This is a genomic window from Dyella tabacisoli (assembly GCF_003350925.1).
Lineage (GTDB): Bacteria > Pseudomonadota > Gammaproteobacteria > Xanthomonadales > Rhodanobacteraceae > Dyella_C > Dyella_C tabacisoli.
In genome coordinates, this window is record NZ_KZ857174.1 from 574,064 (window position 1) to 592,893 (window position 18,830).

An 18,830-nucleotide genomic window follows, 5' to 3' on the forward strand; every position below is an offset into this window, starting at 1 on the left:
AGAACCATGAAGACAGCCTTTCGCGTCATGCGCTGGATGTGCCTGCTGGCGCTGTGCTTGTCGGTAGCGGTGGCATATGCAGCGGCCCCGCCGGAGCTGCACGGACATGTCAACGACTATGCCAAGGTACTCGGCGATCGCGCGGCTGAGATCGACGCGCTGTTAAGCGCGCACGAGCAAAGCAGCGGCGATCAGGTGGTCGTGTTGACCGTTGCCGACCTCGATGGGCAAGACATCGAAAGTTTTGCCAATGAGGTTTTCACCCAGTGGAAGCTTGGCCACAAAGGTGTCGATAACGGCGTGTTGATCGTCGTTGCCGTCAACAATCATCGTGCGCGTATCGAAGTGGGTTATGGCCTGGAGGGCAGGCTGACTGACCTGGCCAGTTCGCAGATTCTACGCAATGCCATGCACCCGCGTTTTGCCAGCGGCGATTATGTCGGTGGCGTTGAGGCCGGCGTCCAAGGCGTGTTGGCGGTGTTGAATGGCAGTGCCGCGGCCGAGGCTCCGTCTCCTGTGGGTGAAAGCCCGCAAGCAATGATTGAGCGAGAAGGTTTCTTTGCTTCGGGCGCGTGGTTGTTCGTTCTTTTCACCTTGCTTTTCGTTGCCATGTTTACCTGGATGACGACGAGTCTTGGCGGTTTGTGGAGTTATCTGCTGCTCGGGCCGCTATGTATTCCACTGCTGCGTTTCGTGTTTCCGTGGTCGGTAGTGGGCGGCGTATTCGCGTTGTATCTCGTTGTAGCGTGGTGGCTGCGCCGCCGCAGGATGAGCAAGGAATACGGCAGTGGTCAGCAACGCACGCGGCATGCCAGCGTATCCGAATGGCCACCATCGCTATGGCAGGTGCTGACATGGACCGGGCCGGCTGCTGCGGTTAGCGCCGGCAGAAAATCGCGTGGTGGTTCTTCCTCGTACAGCTCCGAGAGTTCTAGCTCCGACTCCAGTTCGAGCAGCTCCAGCTCGGACTATTCCGGCGACGGTGGAGATTCGGGCGGCGGCGGTGCATCGGATAGCTGGTGACGGCAGGGAGCGCACTTGGTGCGCTCCTTCTTCATAGCACTATGGCTTGGGCGGAGCGATGCACTGGTTATCGCGAAACAGCGGCCACTCCTGGCATTCCTTGCCGTCGGGGAATACACAAACACCGTCCTCGTTACCTGCGGCATCTTTGCGGATATCGAGCTTGCCGCCTTTTTTGATGCAGGACACGGACGCCGGATTCGCCATGCCGATGGGTGCATGCGATGAAGCGGCGGTTGCCGGTTGGCTGGGAGCTGCCGGTGGCGGGGTAGAACAACCGGCCAGCAGGGTGATGAGCAAGGACGTGCCGAGAAAGCGTTTCATGGTGGTTCCTGCCTATCTATGGAGGGACACAGGTTCTACGCGATGGCCCTGGCATGGTAAGCGTTGCGGAGTTTGCTCCGCAACGCTGCGGTCCCGATCAGGCCGGATAGCCGTGCCTTACCAGATCTTCACCTGCTTATCGCCCGAACGAACCATCTTGGCGTCGGCTTTGCACGAGAAGGCCTGAGCGAAAGCAGGCATGTTCGACGGTGCGCCGATGGCACGGAATTGCGCCGGTGCGTGCGGATCGGTATTGATCTGCGTCAGCAGTGCTTCATCACGAATGTTGCCGCGCCATACACGAGCCCAGTTAAGAAAGAAGCGTTGGTTCTGGGTATAGCCGTCGATTTTCTTGTCGGCTTCGGCGGGGTTCTTGCTCAAAGCCATTTGCAAGGCGTCGTAGGCCGCATTGATGCCGCCGAGATCGCCGATGTTCTCGCCCATGGTGAGCTGGCCGTTGACGAACTTGCCGGGTAGCGCTTCATAGCTGTTGAATTGCTCGGCAAGTTTGGCGGTGCGTGCTTCGAAAGCCTTGCGGTCGTCGTCGGTCCACCAATTCACATTGTTGCCGTGGGCATCGAATTTGCTGCCCTGATCGTCATAACCGTGGCCCATTTCGTGGCCGATCACGGCACCGATGCCGCCATAGTTGAGTGCATCATCGGCATTCGCATCGAAGAACGGGGATTGCAGGATGGCTGCCGGAAACACGATCTCGTTTTTCTGCGGGTTGTAGTAGGCATTCACCGTCTGTGGCGTCATGCCCCATTCGCTGCGATCCACCGGCTTGCCGATCTTGGCGACCGTGTAGTCGTAGTTGAATTTGTCGGCCATCTGCACGTTATCGAAGTAGGTGCCTTGCTTGATCTGCAACCCGCTCCAGTCACGCCATTTGTCCGGGTAGCCGATCTTCGGGGTAAAGCTGGCCCATTTTTCCAGCGCCTTTTGTTTAGTGGCGGCACTCATCCACGGCAGTTGTTCGATGCGCGACTTGTAGGAGGCGCGCAGGTTGTCGACCAGCTCTTGCGCGCGCTGTTTGGAGGTCGCCGAGAAGTTGTCGGTAACGTAGAGCTGGCCCAGGGCCATGCCCATGCTTGAGTTGACCGTGTCGAGCGTGCGTTTCCAGCGTGCCTTGATTTCTTTCTGGCCGTTCAATGTTTGCGAATTGAAGGCGAAGTCTTCCTGCTGGAACGGCGTGGACAGGTAGGGCGCAGCGTTCTCGATGGCGTGGAAGCGCAGGTAGGCCTGCCAATCGGCGGCCGATACATCGGTCAGCATATTGTCGAATTCGGCAAAGAACTTCGGCTGTGATAGCGAGAAGCCGCTTTTCACGTCGGCGTTTTGCGCTTTGAAGAATGCCGTCCAGTCAAAATGCGGGGTGACTTTGTCGGCCTCGGCGATGCTGACGAAGTGATAGCGGTTTTCCGGCTTGCGCAGTTCAGTGGGAATCATCGAGACGGCGGCCAGGCGTGTTTCGAACGCCATCACGGCTTTTGCCTGTGCCTGCGCATCGGTCGCGCTGATGCCGGTCAGTTCCAGCAGCTTGGCGATATGCGCGACGTAGGCGGTGCGAATCTTTGCAAAGTCCGGTTTGCTGTAGTACTCGGCGGTCGGCAGGCCCAGGCCGCCTTGGCTGGCATAAGCGATCTGCTGATTGGAATCTTTGAAGTCGGCGTTGCCGCCGAAGCGGAATGCCACGCCGTTACCGCTGGCATAGCTGTCACGGATGTAGGACGCGATGTCGGCACTGCCCTTGAGCGCAGCAATGCGTGCGAGCTGCGGCTTGATCGGATCAAAGCCGGCTTTCTCGATCGCCGCTTCGTCCATGCCGGAGGCGTACAAATAACCGATTTTCTGCTCGATCGAGCCTGGCGCTGCTTGAGCGGCGTTTTTCGCGGCGCTCTCGACGATCTTGCGCTGCACATTGAGGCTGTCTTCGCGCAATGCGTCGAATGAGCCCCAGCGCGTGCGGTCGGCGGGAATCGGATGCGCGGCGACCCACTTGGCATTGACGAAGCCGTTGAAGTCGTTGCAAGCGTCGATCTTGTGATCGAGCTCGTTGATATTGAAATCACCGGACGATGCAGTCGCCGTACCGATGCTGAAAGCGATGCCGATGGCCAGGGCCAGCGGTTTCAAAAGACGGTTTTTCATGGGTGCTCCCTTTTAAACGAAATGCGTAGCGCATCCGAACGCTCGGCTGCACACGCAACTTAGACAGATATGGTACGTGCGTCAAAGTGTCGAAGGTCATCGCCGGATGCCATGTTTTCAATGGTAGGGGCGTGCCGTTGCTGCGGCAGAGCAATAGGGTATGGGTCTTCGATCAGTAACCGGTGGTCGCCATAGCGCCACTTGCTCCCTCCCCTGCGTGTAGCAGGGGAGGGCCGGGGTGGGGTGAAGCCCAGGTGCCATGCGTTGTGTCGCAAGGGTTTACCCCCTCCCAAGCTCCCCCTGCGAGTCCCGAAAAGGGGACTCCCTTCGGTCGCAGGGGAGGAGCTAGTTCGCAAGAAGAAAGCCGGCTCTAAGACAGCTAGCTCTAAGACAGCCGGCTCTAAGACAGCTTGGGAAAGCCCAGCTCGATCAACAGCCCAGGCCGTGCATCGTCGAGCTTTAAGCGAATGCCATGAAGATTGGCTACCGCTGCGACCAAGGCCAGTCCAAGACCACAGCCAGGCGTGCTGCGGCTGCTATCCAGTCGCACGAAACGGCGCAGCACGCGTTCGCGGGCATCGGCTGGAATACCTGGGCCCGTGTCGCTGATGCGTGCGGTAAGCGCATGCGGGGTGGCCTGCAAGGCCAAGTCGATGCGTGAGCCTGGCGGGGTGTGGTGCAGCGCATTTTCGATCAGGTTGGCCAGCATCTGGGTGAGCAGCGCGCGATCGCCGCGCAGTCGCTGGCCGGGTTGGATGCAGGCCTCAAGTTGCTGTCCGCGATCCTCGGCAACCGGTAGATAGGTTTCCACGATGCTGTCGAAGGTGGCCGAGAGATCGAATTCTTCAAAGCCGCCATGGCGTTGGCGCGATTCCACGCTTGCGATGCGCAGCAGGGCGCGGAAGGTGGCCAGTAGGCCATCCATATCGACCAGGGTTTGCTCGATGCTTTCGCGCAGTACGGCTTCACTGGCATTTTTTTCGAGGTTGGCTTCCAGTCGTTGCCGGATATGGGTCAACGGTGTGCGCAGGTCGTGAGCGATGTCATTGGACACTTGCCGCATGCCTTCCATCAGCACGCGCATGCGTTCGAGCATATGGTTGAGCCGTGCCGCGAGGCGATCGAATTCATCGCCGCGCCCGGAACCTGCAATGACCAGGGTCTGCTCGCCTTCGAGCACGCGCTCGGCCAGTTCGCCGAGCGCGTCGACCCGGCGCAGATAAAACCAACTGGTCAGGCCGCCGATAAGCAGTACCAACAAGATCGCCACGATGCCGACGTCGATAAAGCGCTCGCTGAGTACTTCGCCAAGCTCGACCACACTACGGTTGTCGCTGCCGGCAACCAGCCAGCGGCCATCGGCCAGCCGGACAGCGTAGAGGTGCATTTGGTCCGCGTCGCCGCCGTCTTCGCCTTGTGCGCCGTTCAGCGGCACGGTATGCCACCCCGGTGTACTTGGGTGATAGCTGAGGTTTCCGGCGATGCGCCGGCCGGCGGCGTCGGCGAGCATGTAGTAGTCCGGGCCGAGCGGCATCACCGCCGCACGCTGGTTTATCTGCATGTCTACAGTGCCGTCGCTGGCAGCTTGCAGCAGGCTTGCCATCTCGGTTTTCACCTCGGCACGGAGTTGCCGTTCGGCGTAGACGCCGACACTCCACCAGACGATGCCCAGCAGGGCGGCAATCAGCGCGGCGAACAACAGCGCTTGCAGCACTGCCATGCGGAAGGCCGCTGTGCGAAACAGACTATTGCGCAGCACGTAGACAATACCCAACGCTGCGCACGGTGTGCAGCAATTCACCATCGAAGCCGCGATCGATCTTGCTGCGCAGGCGGCTGATATGCGTTTCGATCACGCTCGTTTGCGGATCGAAGTGAAACTCCCATACATGTTCGAGCAGCATGGCCCGCGTAACCACGCGCCCGCTGTGCGACATCAGATATTCGAGCAAACGGAACTCGCGCGGCTGCAATTCAATGCTTCGGCCTGCGCGATGCACCTCGCGGCTGATTAGGTCCAGCTCCAGGTCCGCCACGCGAAGACGGGTCGGCGTTTCACTCATGCGTGGCCGGCGCGAGAGCGCGGCCAGGCGAGCGCGTAATTCGATCATCGCAAATGGCTTGGCCAGATAGTCGTCGGCACCGGCCTCCAGGCCTTCGACACGTGCATCGACCTCGCCCAGCGCGGAAACCATCAATACCGGCATTTCGCATCCAGCGGAGCGAAGCTCGCGCACCATGGTCAGGCCATCCATACGCGGCAGCATGCGATCGACGACCAGCAAGTCGTATTGCCCCTGGGATGCCATCGACAGGCCTTGGTAGCCATCGGCCACGTTGTCGATATGAGTGTCGCTCCGGTGCAGGCCGGCGGCGATGTGTGTGGCGGTGGCGTGGTCGTCTTCGACGATCAGGATGCGCATGGGGTCGGGATCTTCATAGAGGCATGTTGCACTGGCGCGATCGGGTTCCTTACCGATCGGTAAGTCCTTCGCATCGGTACGGTCATACCACCTCTCTAATGTCGATCAGATGACAGCCGGTGTGTCAGTTGGTAGTCGCCGCTGCCGGCTTGTCGATCGCATTCATTCATCGCAAGGATTTACTTATGGCTCGAACGCGCGCTGGCCGTTTCGTGGTGGGTTTTGTCGCCCTCACGGGAGTGACGTCTGTTATGGCACCGCATGCAATGGCGGATGAGGTTGTTGCAGCGAAGCCCGCTGTATCGAATACGGCGGCAGGAGCTGAGCAGCCGTCGGTCGACAAAGACAAGGCGGCCGACGGTAAAGCGGTCACGCTGCAGGCGCTGAAGGTCACCGCGCAAACCACTCCGGCGGAAATGGCACGGGCGATTCAGCAGGGTGCGCCCAATATCATCAACGTACTGCCGGCGACCGAGATTCAGAAACTGCCCGACGTCAATGCGGCCGAAGCCGTGCGCCGGGTACCGGGCATTTCGCTGGAAAGCGATACCGGCGAGGGTCGTTTCGTCAATATTCGTGGCCTGGATGCGGATCTCAACGGCACCACCTTTGGTGGTGTACGCCTACCGCCAACCAATCTTGCCTCACCGATGGGCGGTGGCCGTGCGGTGGCTTTCGATTCGATCCCGACCGGCCTGATCGGCGCCATCACGGTGACCAAGACCAATACGCCCGATCAGGACGCCGAGGCCCTGGGCGGCACTATCGAGATCACGCCGAAACAGGTGCCGCCTGGCAAGGATCGCTTCTTTGAGGCCGAGGTCGGCACCGGCATCGAGACCCTGCGCAATACCCCGATCAAGGACTATTCGCTCAGCGGCGGCGGCCGTTTTGGCGCCGACAACGCGTTCAGCTTTATCGGCACCATTGCCTATTACGAAGACAAGCGCGGCGTGGACGACATCGAAGGCTCCTATGCCGACGATCAATCCAACGGCACGCCCGACAAAGTGATGAATGACTTCGAGCAGCGCTACTACCGCTATCACCGCCGTCGTCTTGGCTATGGCGGCGAGTTCAATTATCAGCCCGATGCCGACAACCGCTGGTACGTGCGCTACTTCGACGCCGGCTATACCGAATCGGTGAGTCGTCAGCGCCTGACCTACAACATGTTTCAGGGTGGTACGGGTTCGGTGATGGTCGACCCGAGCAATCCGAAAGGCTTTATCGATCCCAACGTTACCTACGATAAGTCACTGCGCGACGAGAAGGAGACTATCGATACGCGAGTGCTCACTTTGGGCGGTGAGAATCACTTCCAGAGTTTCAAGATCGATTATCTGGCGGCAGCGACGTACGGCTCATATAACAAGCCATTCGATTACAACAGCGACTTTGCCAGCCCCGGCGCAGTGAACGTGGCTTACGACAACATCAGCGATCCACGCTTTCCGCGCTTCCGCAACCTCAATGGCCCCAATCCGCTGGATCCGGCGAACTACGCATTGTCGAGTCTTCAGAACAGTACCGAGCACGATCACAATCAGGAATACACCGGCGCCTTCAACGTCACCATACCGACCAGCTTTTTCCAGGGCGGCGACGATCATGGTGCCGACGAGAACATCAAGTTCGGCGCCAGTGCACGCAAGCGTGATCGCCACGGCAGCATCGAGCGTTTTACGTATGGCGTGCCGGCACTGCCGCTGACTCAGTTCGCGACCAATAATGCGGTCACCTTCTACGACAACCATTATCAGAACGGCAACAACATCAACGGTACCGCGCTGCGCAACTTCCTTTCCAGCAATCCGGGCCTGTTCCCGCTGGCCAATCCGCAGGGAGATCAGCAGAGCGATGCGCAGGGTACGTCGAGCGCCAAGGAAGACGTCTACGCGCTTTATGGCCAGTACCAATTCGCTCCGACTGAGAAATTGAGCGTGCTTACGGGCGTGCGTTGGGAGCGCACGTTGGCGACCTACGTGGGTAATCAGATTTTGCGCGATACGAACGGTAACTTTGTCGGAGCGATACCCAACTCGCGTTCGCATAGTTACGGTAATTTCTTCCCGACGGTGCAATTGCGTTACGAGCTGGCGGAGGATCTTGTCGCCCGCGCCAACTACTCCAAGACCATCGCGCGTCCGGGCTTCAATCAGGTCACGGCGGCTATCTTGATTGATCCGGCGGCCGACAATGTGACGCAGGGCAACCCCAACCTCAAGCCGACTACCAGCGATAACTTCGATCTGTCACTGGAGTACTACCTCAATGACGGCGGCGTTGCCTCGGTCGGCGTGTTCGATAAAGAACTGAGCAACTACATCGTCAACAAAGAAGAAGTAGGCGTTATTTTTCCGAACAACGGCTTGTTTGCCGGGTTCACCGGCGCGGCGAAGGTATTCACCTTCGATAATCTCAGCAGTGCCCATGCACGCGGCATTGAGCTGAACTACCAGCAGAAGTTCACCAGGCTGCCCGGTTGGCTCGGTGGCTTCGGCGTGGGCGCCAACTACACCTATGTCAATTCGAGTGGCGAGATTCGTCCGGGTGAACATCTGCAGTTGCCGTCGACGTCGCGCAACACCGGCAACCTGATGTTGTTTTACGACAAGGGCGGCTTGAACGTGAATCTTGGCGCTTATTACGTGAGCAAGAATATCTTCGGTGTCGGCGGCTCGGCGGCCACCGATATCTGGTCGCAGGCGCGCTTCTCCCTGGATCTTGGCGCCAGCTACGCGATAGATCAGCAGTGGTCGTTGTTCCTCAATGCCAAGAACCTGACCAATACGCGCCTGAAGTTCACCGAGGGTCCTTCGAATTCCCGCCCGATTCAGCGCGAGTTTTACGAGCAGACCATCACGGTGGGTGCGCGCTTCAAACTTTGATCTCGACTCATAGGCGTTGAAGTTCAATCACCGAGCCCCTCACTTCTTGAGGGAGGGGCTGATCTTTTCCCTATCAAGGATGTATCCATGAAAACTCTTGCTTTAGCTTTGCTGCTTGCGACAGGCGCCATCGCGCCGGTCATGGCCGACCAGCCGGCAGCCGCGCCTTATGTGGTCAAGCAGCACTATGTTCTCGGTGGCGCGGGCGGCTGGGATTACCTCAGCATCGACCCCGCTTCGCGCCATCTTTTTATCGCCCGCGATGATCGCGTGATGGTGGCCGACGCCAACAGCGGCAAGCTGATTGGGGAAATTCCCGGTATGCAGCATGCGCACGGCGTGGCCTTGGTACCGGCCATGCATCGCGGTTTTGTCAGCAACGGTCACGGCGACAATGTCACCGCCATCGATCTGGATACGCTGAAAGTCACCGGCCACATCGCGCTGAGCGGCAAGGATCCCGATGCGATCATTTACGACGCGGCCGGCCAGCAGCTACTGACGATGAATGGTCACAGCAATAACATCAGCGTGATCGATCCGCAGGCGGGTAAAGAAATCGCGTCGATTACGGTGCCGGGTCGCCCCGAGTTTGCGGTCACCGACGGCAAGGGCCATTTGTTCTTGAACCTTGAAGACAAGGGCGAGCTGGTTCGCATCGATCTGAAAGCGCGCAAGGTGCTCGACGTGTGGACATTGGCGCCGTGTGAGGGGCCGACCGGCCTGGCATTGGACGTAGCCAATCAGCGCCTGTTTTCGGTGTGCGATAACAACATGATGATCGTTACCGATGCGAGCAACGGCCATCAGGTCGCCAAACTGCCGATCGGCAAGGGGCCGGATGCCGTGGCTTTCGATGCCGAGCGCCACGTGGTGCTCAGCCCCAACGGCGACGGCACGCTGACCGTGGTTCGCCAGGACAGCGCCGATAAATACACCGTGCTTGCCAACGTATCCACGCAAAAGACGGCACGCACGCTGGCGCTGGACCCGACGACGCACGAGGTCTTTCTCGCCGCGGCGCGTTCGGCGGACAAGGGCAAGCCGGTAGATGGTTTTGGTGTGCTGGTCGTCGCGCCGCACTAAGCGGTAGCGACCTTTGGGTACCTCCCGTGCTGATCGGGGAGGTCGGCAACGGCGGGGAGGGGCGGCCCCTCCCCGCACGACCTTTGCCGGCAGGCATGACGAAGGTGCCGTCTGCTTTATCATGCGCAGATGCCAAATACCAAAATGCTTACCTTCCGAGCGGCCACGCCCGCTGATATCGACGCCGTCGTCGCCCTGGTCGAGTCCGCCTATCGCGGCGATTCCGGGCGCCGTGGCTGGACCACCGAGTCCGATCTTCTTGACGGTCAACGTACAGACGCGCAGGGTGTCGCCGCGCTGATCGTGCAAACCGACAGTATGGTGTTGCTGGCAGAGGACGGCAGCTCGCTGCGAGCTTGCTGTCATATCGAAAAACAGGGTGAGGCCGGTTATTTCGGTATGTTCGCGGTCGACCCTGTCCTGCAGGGTGGCGGTACCGGCCGCGCCACGTTGATGGAAGCGGAGCGCATTGCCCGTGACCACTGGCAATGCGGCGCCATGCATATGACCGTGATCGTGCAGCGCGATGAATTGATCGCCTGGTATGAGCGTCGCGGTTACCGGCGCACCGGCGAGTTTCGCCCCTTTCCCTATGGTGAAGCGCGCTTCGGCATACCCAAACGCGACGATTTGCGCTTCGAGTTGTTGATTAAATCGCTGGCCGGAGTCAATGCGTGAACGACTGGATCAAGGTCGGCACCCGCAGTGAATTGCTGCCAGGCGAATTCAAGGTGGTGTGGGATGGCGATACCGCGATTGCCGTCTACAACATCGACGGCGATCTGTATGCCGTGGAAGACGTCTGCACTCACGATGGCGGTGAGCTGGCCGGCGGCGAGTTGCACGGTTATGAACTGGAATGCGCGCGCCACGGTGCGCGCTTCGATTTACGCAGTGGGGCGGTCACTTGCCCACCGGCGTATGAGCCGATCGCCAGTTTTCCGGTGCGCGAAGAGGATGGCGTGATCTGGACGCGCGACGACCGCTAAAAGCCTGTTTAGAGCCTGTCGAGCAGGCTCTAAAACCGGTAGACGAACGCCAGCGACGTCGTGAACTGATGGGACGAGCCATAGCGGCGTACGATCGGGCTTTCCGATGCGGCACCCAGCAGTTCGGAATAGTTGAGCCCCAGCACGATGCCGGTGTGCAGGCTGGTCGGCATGAAGGCGTCGTACTCCAACGACATCTGCTGGCTGCCGGTACCGGGTTGCCAGCTCTTTACGCGTAACCTGCGCGCCTGTTTTGCCGTAAGGCCGAAGAAACGGCGCATGGCCTGGCCGTTCATCGCCTGCCATTGCCACTCGAACGAGTGCTGCAGATAGCCGATCGCCGGTAATTCGTAATCGGCGTAAACGTCGAAGTAGGCCCCGCTGTCTTTGGTGTCGTGGCTTAGCGTGCTGCCTACGCTCAGATGCGAGGTCGCCTGATATTCCACGTAGCCGCCTGCCTGCACGTGCGGTGAAATCGGAAGTATCACGCGTTGCAGTCGCTTGCTTAATTCGGAGCGATTACGGCCCCATATATAGTTGGCATAGGGCCCGCCATGCCATTGTTCGCCACGAATCAGATCGACCCTGAGGCCATCCACGGTGGATAGGGTGAAATGATCGGGCCATTCAACGTACACATAAGGCACGGCCTGATAGCGATACGCGCGCGAGCCGATCCAGGTCGGTATGTGTTCATAGCCCGCACCGACCATGACGGTGATGCTGTCTTTGCCCGTACGGCTCTGGCCATCCGGGTTCTTGCCGTCGGAGTCGCTCTCGCCGGCACGGGCGACCGGCGCTGCCACGAGTAGCAAGCAAGCGAGTAGGGCGGTTGGAGCGGCGCAGACATCAGCGCCTCGGCGAAACCAGGACAGCAAGTTCATTAAGGCTGTGCCTTGCTGTCCTTGCTGACATCTTTGCCATTGAAGCGAACGATCACGCGTTGACCGATGCGCAGCGTGGCCGGCGGTGGTTGGTCGAACACCAGCACACATTCGACCGTGCGCAAGTTGGCGCGCACCAGCGGGTCTTCTTCCAGGCTGCTGGTGCCGAACACGGTACCGATGCGCAACACGCGTGCGCTCAACGAAGGCGCGCCGCTGCCGCTGTCGTCGATGACTTCGGCACTCATGCCGTCGTGCACGGCGCCGACGAAGGATTCGTTGAGTTCGGCGCGCACGATGCGCGGCTGGTTGGGAAGCAGCACGAAGGCCGGCCCGGATTGCGGCGACACCGTCGCGCCGGGTTGGATCGAGCGCCGGATGATTTCCGCATCGACCGGGGCATTGAGGCTGCGTTGAGCCAGTTCGTAGCGGGCGCCGGTGAGTTTCCGCGCGGCCATGGCCGCTGCCGCGCGGGTGCTGTCGAGCTCGCCTTGCAGTTGCTGTGCACTCGAACGGGCGTCGTCGGCACTCTGGCCGTCGGCGGCGCCGGCGGCGGCGGCGGCGGTAATGCGCTGAGCACGTTGCTGCATGGCCTTCACCCGTGCTTCGAGCAGGGTGGCTTGGGCTTGCGCCTGTTTCTGCTCGGCCTCGGCGGAACTGACGGTCAGTTGCGCGGATTCGGTATCCAGCACGGCCAGCAACTGCCCTTTGCGCACCAAGTCGCCTTCATGAGCCTTGATCTCGGCCACCACGCCGTCACGCGGCATATTGAGCTTGAGCAGGCCGCCCTCGATATCGATTCGGCCACGCGCAATCGCCGCATAAGCGGGTGCCGGCGCTTGCGCGGATGGCTGTGGCGCCTTGTCGTGCGAGCAGCCGGTCAGCAGCAAGGTGGCGGCGGCCAAAACAATCGACGAATGAAGCAGACGCAAACTCATGCAGAGGGTTCCTCAGTGCCGTAACCGGAGCCGGTTGGCAGGGATGTGGGGCGATGGTCGCTCAAAATACGACCGTCTTCCATCGACAGTACGCGATCGGCATGGCCGACCAGACGCGGATCATGGCTGACACACAACACGGTGGTGCCATGGGTACGCGCAATACGGTGCAGGATATCGATAATGATTTGGCCGTTGGCCGCATCCAGTGCGCTGGTGGGCTCATCGGCAAACAGCAATTCGGGCCGTTTGGCCAGGGCGCGGGCGATGGCTACGCGCTGCTTCTCGCCGCCCGATAGCTCCGACGGACGCAGACGCATGCGCGGCCCCAGGCCGACCTCTTCCAGCGATTCGGTGGCGCGCCGGCGTGCTTCGGTTTTGGACAGGCCCAGATAACTCAGCGGCAGTTCGACCTGCTCCAGTGCGTTCAAGGCAGGAAACAGATTGAACCCCTGAAACACGAAGCCGGTATGCAGCAGGCGGAAGCGCTCCAGTGCACGCAGATTGAGCAGGCTCAGGTCTTGACCCAGGGCGATGACTTTGCCCTGATCGGCTCCTTGCAGGCCGCTGAGGATGGCTAGCAAAGTACTCTTGCCGCAGCCCGAGGGGCCGGAGATCAGGGTGAGTTCGCTGGCGCACATATTCAGCGTGAGGTCGTGCAATACCGTACTTTGCACGTGGCCCGATACGAAGGATTTGCTGACGCTTATAGCTTGCAGCGACACTTGAGTCGTTGCGTCGAGGGCGGTCATGGGCAGGGGCTGGCTCGACATGGATTATCTCAACAAGCTCGCCGGATCGGCACGGCGCAAACTGCGCATCGCGGCCAGACCGGAAACCACGGCCAAGGCCATGACCAGGCTGAGGCAAGCAATGGTGGTGGCAGGGCTTAGCGCTACCGGCACGCTATAGCTATGCCCGAGTATCAGTAATAGACCGCCGATCACCGCACTACAGATCAAGCCGAGTGCGCCCACCCAGAACGCTTGCTCCATCACTACTTTGCGTAGCGCGCCGACACCCACGCCGAGGGCGTTGAGGGTGGCGTACTCGCGGATCGAGCCGATCACGGCGGCAACCAAGGTCTGGCTGGTGATGACCGCACCAACCAGAAATACGATGCCCGCCAGAAACAGTACGCCGGCGCCGGCGCCGGTATCGAACATCCAATACATCTTTGAACGGCGGGCGAAATCCTTAGCGGTCCAGACGTCATAGCTGCCGAAGTCGCTGGCGCCACGCAGGCGTTCGGCGATGGCGCCGGCCAGGTCTGGATTGCGCACCTTGGCGACGAAATAGGTTGTGCGGTCGACATTGGCCGGGTCAGTGTCGAGGCGGCGGGCAGTGGCCAGCGAAGCGACCACGTTCACCCCGCCCAGCGCACGCAAGCCGCGGCTTACGCCGACCACGCGTACGCGATGACCGTTGATCGCGGCGGTATCGCCCACCGCGACCCCCAAACTATTCAAATCGGCAACGTCAACGATGACCGCATCGGGCTCATTCAAGCGGGCGCGCAGGGCGGCGGGCAGGGCGAGCGAAAACATCATGCCGTCCGGCTGCGGGTCGATGCCGGAGACGAATACCGAGACGCCGCCGGTATCGCTGGGGCCACGCCAGTCCGCATCGACCCATTGAAAGGGCTCCACCCGCGTTACTTCGGGATCCATGCGCAGGCGCATTTCTACGCCGGAGCTGATCGGCCGGCCGAGGTTGACGCTTTGGGTACCGGGGTAGCCGGTCCAGAGGTCGGCCGAGGAGCCGGTGATATAGACACTGGCACTACCGAAAATGCCCAGCACCAGCGCAGCCTGCAACAGTTGCAGCAGGCCGGCGAAGCCGACCGCCAGCACTGCCGGCAGAAAACGGCGCCATTCGTAAACCAGGGTTTTGCGGGCGAGCGCGACCATTAGTTCGCGTCCGTTTTTTGCGGTAGCGGAGCGCCGCCGAGCGCTTTGTAAAGCGCCACATAGGCCAGGCTGCGCGCAGCGCGCACGTTGACCAGCTCAAGCTCGGTGCGCTGGCCTTCGATCAGGTTGTCCTGCATATCCAGGGTGCTGGCCAGCCCCAATTCATTGCGCTTGCGCATCGCGACCATGCCCTGCTCGGTGGCCTGGGTCACCTGCTGCGAGGCCAGCTCACGCAGGCGCAACTGCTCCAGATTACCGAGGGCGGTTTCCGCTTCGGCCACGCCTTGCAGCACCGCTTGCCGGTAAGCGAACACGGCTGCGCGCAGTTCGTGATCTTTAGCGTGAGCATTGGCCACGCGCTGGCCCCAGTCGAACAGCGGTATGTCGATGATCGGGCCGATCGAATAGATGCCCTCGCCAGTCCGGGCGCGATGGTTGCTTGCTGTATTGACGGACCATTGCAGTGAAGTGCCGATGCCAATATGCGGATACATGTCGGCCCGGCTCAGGCCGAGTTGACCCGCGGCCCGCAAGACCTCGGCCTCGGCGCTGGCAATCTCCGGTCGCGTGCGCAGCAGATCGGCCGGTGCGCTGGCGAGCTGCCACTGACCAAGTTGCGGCTGTGGACCCGGTTGTAGCCATTGCGGGTCGGGTTCGCTTTGGCCGACCAGCACGGCTAGCTGTTGAACGCTGGCGTTAATTGTTTGCGTGGGTTCGGCCAGCGCAGCTTCGGCGCGTGCCAGCTCAGCTTGTGCCTTGGCGATTTCAATGGAGGGGGCTAGCTGCAACTGCTGGCGCACCTGCAATAATCGCAATTTCTCGCGCTGAGCATCGCGAATGGCGGTAAACGCTTGAGCCTGCCGCTGTGCTGAGCGCAGTTCGATCCAGCGGCGACTGACCTCGGCTACCAGTGAGACCTGTGCGCCATGCAGCGCGGCCTGCGCGCCATTGAGCTGCCCTTGCGCGACCCTTTGCGCGCTTTGCCAGGCGCCAAACAGGGGGAGCTCCCATTGCGCATCGAAGCCGACCACGAAATACGAAGCACTCGTATCGGGGTTGATGACATCGTTGGTTTTTGCATGCAGGTTTGGCAGGTAGCCGTCGCGGGCATGCCGGTTCAGCCCGCGAGCCATCATCAGCCGCTCGGTGGCCTGGGCCACATCGAGATTGTCTTTCAGTGCGCGTGCGATCAGTGCATCCAGCTCAGGATCGCCCAGTGCCTGCCACCAGCCGCGCAGGTCCGCCGGCGCTGCGGCGACACCGCCTGCCGGCGCATTGCGCCATTCGCCGGGGACAGGTGGCTTCAATTCGGGCAGTGGTGCCACGGCACAGCCTGCGAGCACGCTAAGGCTCAGCGCCAATAACAGGGCGCGGTGGGTGTTCGAGCATCGCGATAGGCTGGCGATGGCCGAAGACAGTGGGATGGGAAGCTGGGACACGAAACTCCTGTGCATGCCTGATGCCGGTCGTCGGACCACACCTTATCGTAAGGGTTCACTCCCAGCCGGCCGGCAGCCATTGCAGGCGCACATGCCGAAAGGGTGGAACGCAGCGGATGGTGTCGGTGGGTCGCGACGATCAGCAGTTTGAAGGCGTAAATCATACCTTGAGGCGGCTTACTTTGGCCTTTTTGGCAACAACTTACTCGCCAGCGGCGGGACCGGGCCTGCCGTCTGCGGCGCGGCGAAGGTGAACACGAGAGTCATTCATGGCGGTTAAGAAAGGAACTCGAAAGGCGCTGGCTCGCAAGATGCGTCATCCCTAGATCGGAGTGGCATGCGTGACTGCATGGAAAATCCTTTGCGACTTTGACGGCACTATCTCCGTTGAGGACGTCATCGACTCATTGCTCGACCGTTTCGGCCGCCCCGGCTGGGAAGCGTTGGAGCAGGATTGGCGCGCCGGCCGCATTGGTTCGCGCGAGTGCATGACCGGTCAGGTTGACCTGCTCGACATGACGCGCGAAGCGCTCGACAAGCATCTCTCCGGGCTGTGGATCGACCACGCATTTCCGGCTTTCGTGGCTAAAGCACGTGAACTGAACACGCCTATCCGCGTCGTCAGCGACGGCCTGGATTACGCCATTCATAAAATTCTCGGTCGCTACGGCCTGGATGACCTGCCGCTGGCCGCCAATCATCTGGCGCCGGCGCAGCCGCCGCGCCAGTGGCAGCTCACTTCGCCTTTCCAGGCCGAAGGCTGCCGCAGCGGTACCTGCAAATGCGCTTGCGTGGCGCAGGCTCGCCAGACCGGTGCCAAGACCGTACTCATCGGCGATGGCGCCTCGGATTTCTGCGCGGCTGACCGCGTCGACTTTGTCTTCGCCAAGCACCGCTTGATCGAGCATTGCCGCGCCGCCGGCATTCCTTATGTGCCGATTACCGGCTTCGAGGATGCCTTGGAGTTACTGCCACGATTGCTCGACGGTAGCCTGCTGGCCGAGCATGCGCGTGCCGAACCGATGGTTGCCGCGCTCTAACACCGTATTTCGAACCGTTCGGACGGGTAACCCGAACGGTTCTATCATCCTCATCCCCGACCGAATCCGGACATCATCCTGATGAATGCTTACGACAAGAACGCCGCTGGCGTGATTCCTGATGCGCAATTGCTGGCCGACGAAGCCCAGTACAGCTCGTTCGGCGATACCGTGCATTACGTGGATCCGCCGAAAATCTTCCGCCATGGCGAAGGCAGCTACATGTACGACACGGCCGGCGTGCCGTTTCTCGACCTGCAGATGTGGTACTCGGCGGTCAACTTCGGTTACGGCAACAAGCGCCTCAACGACACGCTGAAGCGTCAGATCGATCTGCTGCCGCAGGTGGCAAGCCAGTACCTGCATCAGACCCGCATTGAGCTGGCCAAGACCATCGCGGTCGACGCACAGCAGAAGTTCGGCTTGAAGGGCCGTGTGCACTTCAACGTCGGCGGCGCGCAAGCGGTCGAAGACTCGCTGAAAATCGTGCGCAACTACAGCAATGGCAAGAGCCTGATGTTTGCCTTCGAGGGCGGCTATCACGGCCGTACGCTCGGTGCCTCGTCGATCACGTCCAGCTACCGCTACCGCCGTCGCTTCGGCCATTTCGGCGAGCGTGCGATGTTCATCCCGTTCCCGTACCCGTTCCGTCGCCCGAAGGGCATGACGCCGGAAGAGTATTCCGACGCCTGCGTGCGTCAGTTCGAGCGCTTGTTCGAGACCGAATACAACGGCGTGTGGGACCCCAAGGTCAATCAGGCCGAATACGCCGCGTTCTATGTCGAGCCGATCCAGGGCACCGGCGGCTATGTGATCCCGCCGCGCAACTTCTTCAAAGATCTGAAGAAGGTGCTCGACAAGTACGGCATCTTGATGGTGGTCGACGAAATTCAGATGGGTTTCTGGCGCACCGGCAAGCTGTGGTCGATCGAGCATTTCGGCGTGACCCCGGATGTCGTCGTGTTCGGCAAGGCGTTAACCAATGGCCTGAACCCGCTGTCCGGTCTGTGGGCGCGCGAAGAGCTCATCAATCCGACGATTTTCCCGCCGGGCTCCACTCACTCCACCTTCAACTCCAACCCGCTGGGTACTTCGCTGGGTCTGGAAGTTATCAAGATGGGTTACGAGCTGAACTACGAGAAGACCGTGGCCGAGAAGGGCGCGCACTTCCTTGATGCCCTGAAAGACTTGCAGAAGCGCCACAAGGAAATCGGCGACGTCGACGGTCTGGGTCTGGCCCTGCGCGCTGAGATCTGCACCGATGACGGCTTTACTCCGAACAAGGCTTTGCTGGACAAGATGGTCGACATCGGCCTGGCCGGCGACCTGGTTCACAACGGCAAGCCGATCGGCCTCGTGCTCGATGTCGGCGGCTGGTACAAGAACGTCATCACCTTTGCGCCGTCGCTGGACATCAGCCACGAAGAGATCGATCTGGCCATCGCGCTGCTCGACCAACTGCTGACCAAGGCCAAGAAAGCGATGTAAGCATCACGTCGTCGTGAACACCTCGGGTGCTCACGACGACGCTCACTTTAGTGTCAACGTTTCCCATGCAGGGGACTGACCACGGCGGCGCGTATGCGTCGCCGTTTTTTTTGCAGCGTGGAGACTAAACGGCAGTTGCCGCACCCCGAGACCAAGTCTGATGGTGATGGATTGCACTCGATGTGCAGCTCGATGGGAGCTGACCCGGCGCGCGCGGCAGGTTCAAAGAGCGACTGGTGCC

Annotated in this window: 16 protein-coding genes; 7 read left to right on the forward strand and 9 right to left on the reverse strand. The window is 60.7% G+C overall.

The features are described from left to right. Positions 1-6 precede the first annotated feature (6 nt). The gene (locus DVJ77_RS06560) at positions 7-1,023 is read left to right on the forward strand and encodes a TPM domain-containing protein (RefSeq protein ID WP_162791391.1); all 1,017 of its coding nucleotides are present in this window, start codon (positions 7-9) and stop codon (positions 1,021-1,023) included. Positions 1,024-1,062: 39 nt separating this feature from the next. On the opposite strand, the gene DVJ77_RS21635 is transcribed toward DVJ77_RS06560, so the two are convergent. From DVJ77_RS21635 to DVJ77_RS06580, 4 genes are all read right to left on the reverse strand, one after another. Next, positions 1,063-1,347: a putative hemolysin gene (locus DVJ77_RS21635; RefSeq protein ID WP_114844645.1), complete on the reverse strand. Its 285-nt coding sequence runs from the start codon at positions 1,345-1,347 to the stop codon at positions 1,063-1,065. Between the two features lie 117 nt (positions 1,348-1,464). Continuing rightward, positions 1,465-3,501, reverse strand: a complete 2,037-nt coding sequence (locus tag DVJ77_RS06570; protein WP_114844646.1) for a M13 family metallopeptidase — start codon at positions 3,499-3,501, stop codon at positions 1,465-1,467. A 400-nt stretch (positions 3,502-3,901) separates the two neighbouring features. Then, the gene (locus tag DVJ77_RS06575; RefSeq protein WP_162791392.1) at positions 3,902-5,275 is read right to left on the reverse strand and encodes a sensor histidine kinase; all 1,374 of its coding nucleotides are present in this window, start codon (positions 5,273-5,275) and stop codon (positions 3,902-3,904) included. Next, positions 5,247-5,924, reverse strand: a complete 678-nt coding sequence (locus DVJ77_RS06580) for a response regulator transcription factor (protein WP_114844648.1) — start codon at positions 5,922-5,924, stop codon at positions 5,247-5,249. Before DVJ77_RS06580 ends, DVJ77_RS06575 begins: the two co-directional genes overlap by 29 nt. Positions 5,925-6,109: 185 nt before the next feature. Here DVJ77_RS06580 and DVJ77_RS06585 point away from each other — a divergent pair, with 185 nt between their 5' ends. From DVJ77_RS06585 to DVJ77_RS06600, 4 genes are all read left to right on the forward strand, one after another. After that, the gene (locus DVJ77_RS06585) at positions 6,110-8,815 is read left to right on the forward strand and encodes a TonB-dependent receptor (protein WP_114844649.1); all 2,706 of its coding nucleotides are present in this window, start codon (positions 6,110-6,112) and stop codon (positions 8,813-8,815) included. Positions 8,816-8,902: 87 nt separating this feature from the next. Next, positions 8,903-9,901, forward strand: coding sequence for a YncE family protein (locus tag DVJ77_RS06590; protein WP_114844650.1), 999 nt, complete (start codon positions 8,903-8,905; stop codon positions 9,899-9,901). 144 nt (positions 9,902-10,045) lie between these two features. Then, positions 10,046-10,579: a GNAT family N-acetyltransferase gene (locus tag DVJ77_RS06595; protein ID WP_225427853.1), complete on the forward strand. Its 534-nt coding sequence runs from the start codon at positions 10,046-10,048 to the stop codon at positions 10,577-10,579. Continuing rightward, complete coding sequence (locus tag DVJ77_RS06600; protein WP_114844652.1) at positions 10,576-10,890, forward strand: Rieske (2Fe-2S) protein; 315 nt, start codon at positions 10,576-10,578, stop codon at positions 10,888-10,890. Before DVJ77_RS06595 ends, DVJ77_RS06600 begins: the two co-directional genes overlap by 4 nt. Positions 10,891-10,919: 29 nt before the next feature. Here DVJ77_RS06600 and DVJ77_RS06605 read toward each other — a convergent pair whose 3' ends face one another. From DVJ77_RS06605 to DVJ77_RS06625, 5 genes are read right to left on the reverse strand one after another with little or no spacing between them, the layout of a single operon-like run. Then, positions 10,920-11,774: a MipA/OmpV family protein gene (locus tag DVJ77_RS06605; RefSeq protein WP_162791393.1), complete on the reverse strand. Its 855-nt coding sequence runs from the start codon at positions 11,772-11,774 to the stop codon at positions 10,920-10,922. Then, positions 11,774-12,712 (reverse strand): efflux RND transporter periplasmic adaptor subunit, encoded by a 939-nt coding sequence (locus DVJ77_RS06610; RefSeq protein WP_114844654.1) that lies wholly within the window; start codon positions 12,710-12,712, stop codon positions 11,774-11,776. The genes DVJ77_RS06605 and DVJ77_RS06610 overlap by 1 nt, the downstream gene beginning before the upstream one ends. Then, on the reverse strand, positions 12,709-13,485 hold the full coding sequence (locus tag DVJ77_RS06615) for an ABC transporter ATP-binding protein (RefSeq protein ID WP_380037314.1): 777 nt from the start codon (positions 13,483-13,485) through the stop codon (positions 12,709-12,711). Before DVJ77_RS06615 ends, DVJ77_RS06610 begins: the two co-directional genes overlap by 4 nt. 3 nt (positions 13,486-13,488) lie before the next feature. After that, entirely contained in the window at positions 13,489-14,622 is a 1,134-nt protein-coding gene (locus tag DVJ77_RS06620; RefSeq protein ID WP_114844655.1) for an ABC transporter permease, read from the reverse strand. Then, entirely contained in the window at positions 14,622-16,061 is a 1,440-nt protein-coding gene (locus tag DVJ77_RS06625; protein ID WP_225427854.1) for a TolC family protein, read from the reverse strand. Before DVJ77_RS06625 ends, DVJ77_RS06620 begins: the two co-directional genes overlap by 1 nt. A 341-nt stretch (positions 16,062-16,402) precedes the next feature. On the opposite strand from DVJ77_RS06625, the gene DVJ77_RS06630 reads away from it, so the two are divergent. Together DVJ77_RS06630 and DVJ77_RS06635 are read left to right on the forward strand one after the other, a co-directional pair. Further along, positions 16,403-17,101 (forward strand): MtnX-like HAD-IB family phosphatase, encoded by a 699-nt coding sequence (locus DVJ77_RS06630; protein ID WP_114844657.1) that lies wholly within the window; start codon positions 16,403-16,405, stop codon positions 17,099-17,101. An 81-nt stretch (positions 17,102-17,182) separates the two neighbouring features. Continuing rightward, positions 17,183-18,589, forward strand: coding sequence for an aspartate aminotransferase family protein (locus tag DVJ77_RS06635; protein WP_114844658.1), 1,407 nt, complete (start codon positions 17,183-17,185; stop codon positions 18,587-18,589). The last annotated feature ends 241 nt before the right edge of the window (positions 18,590-18,830 follow it).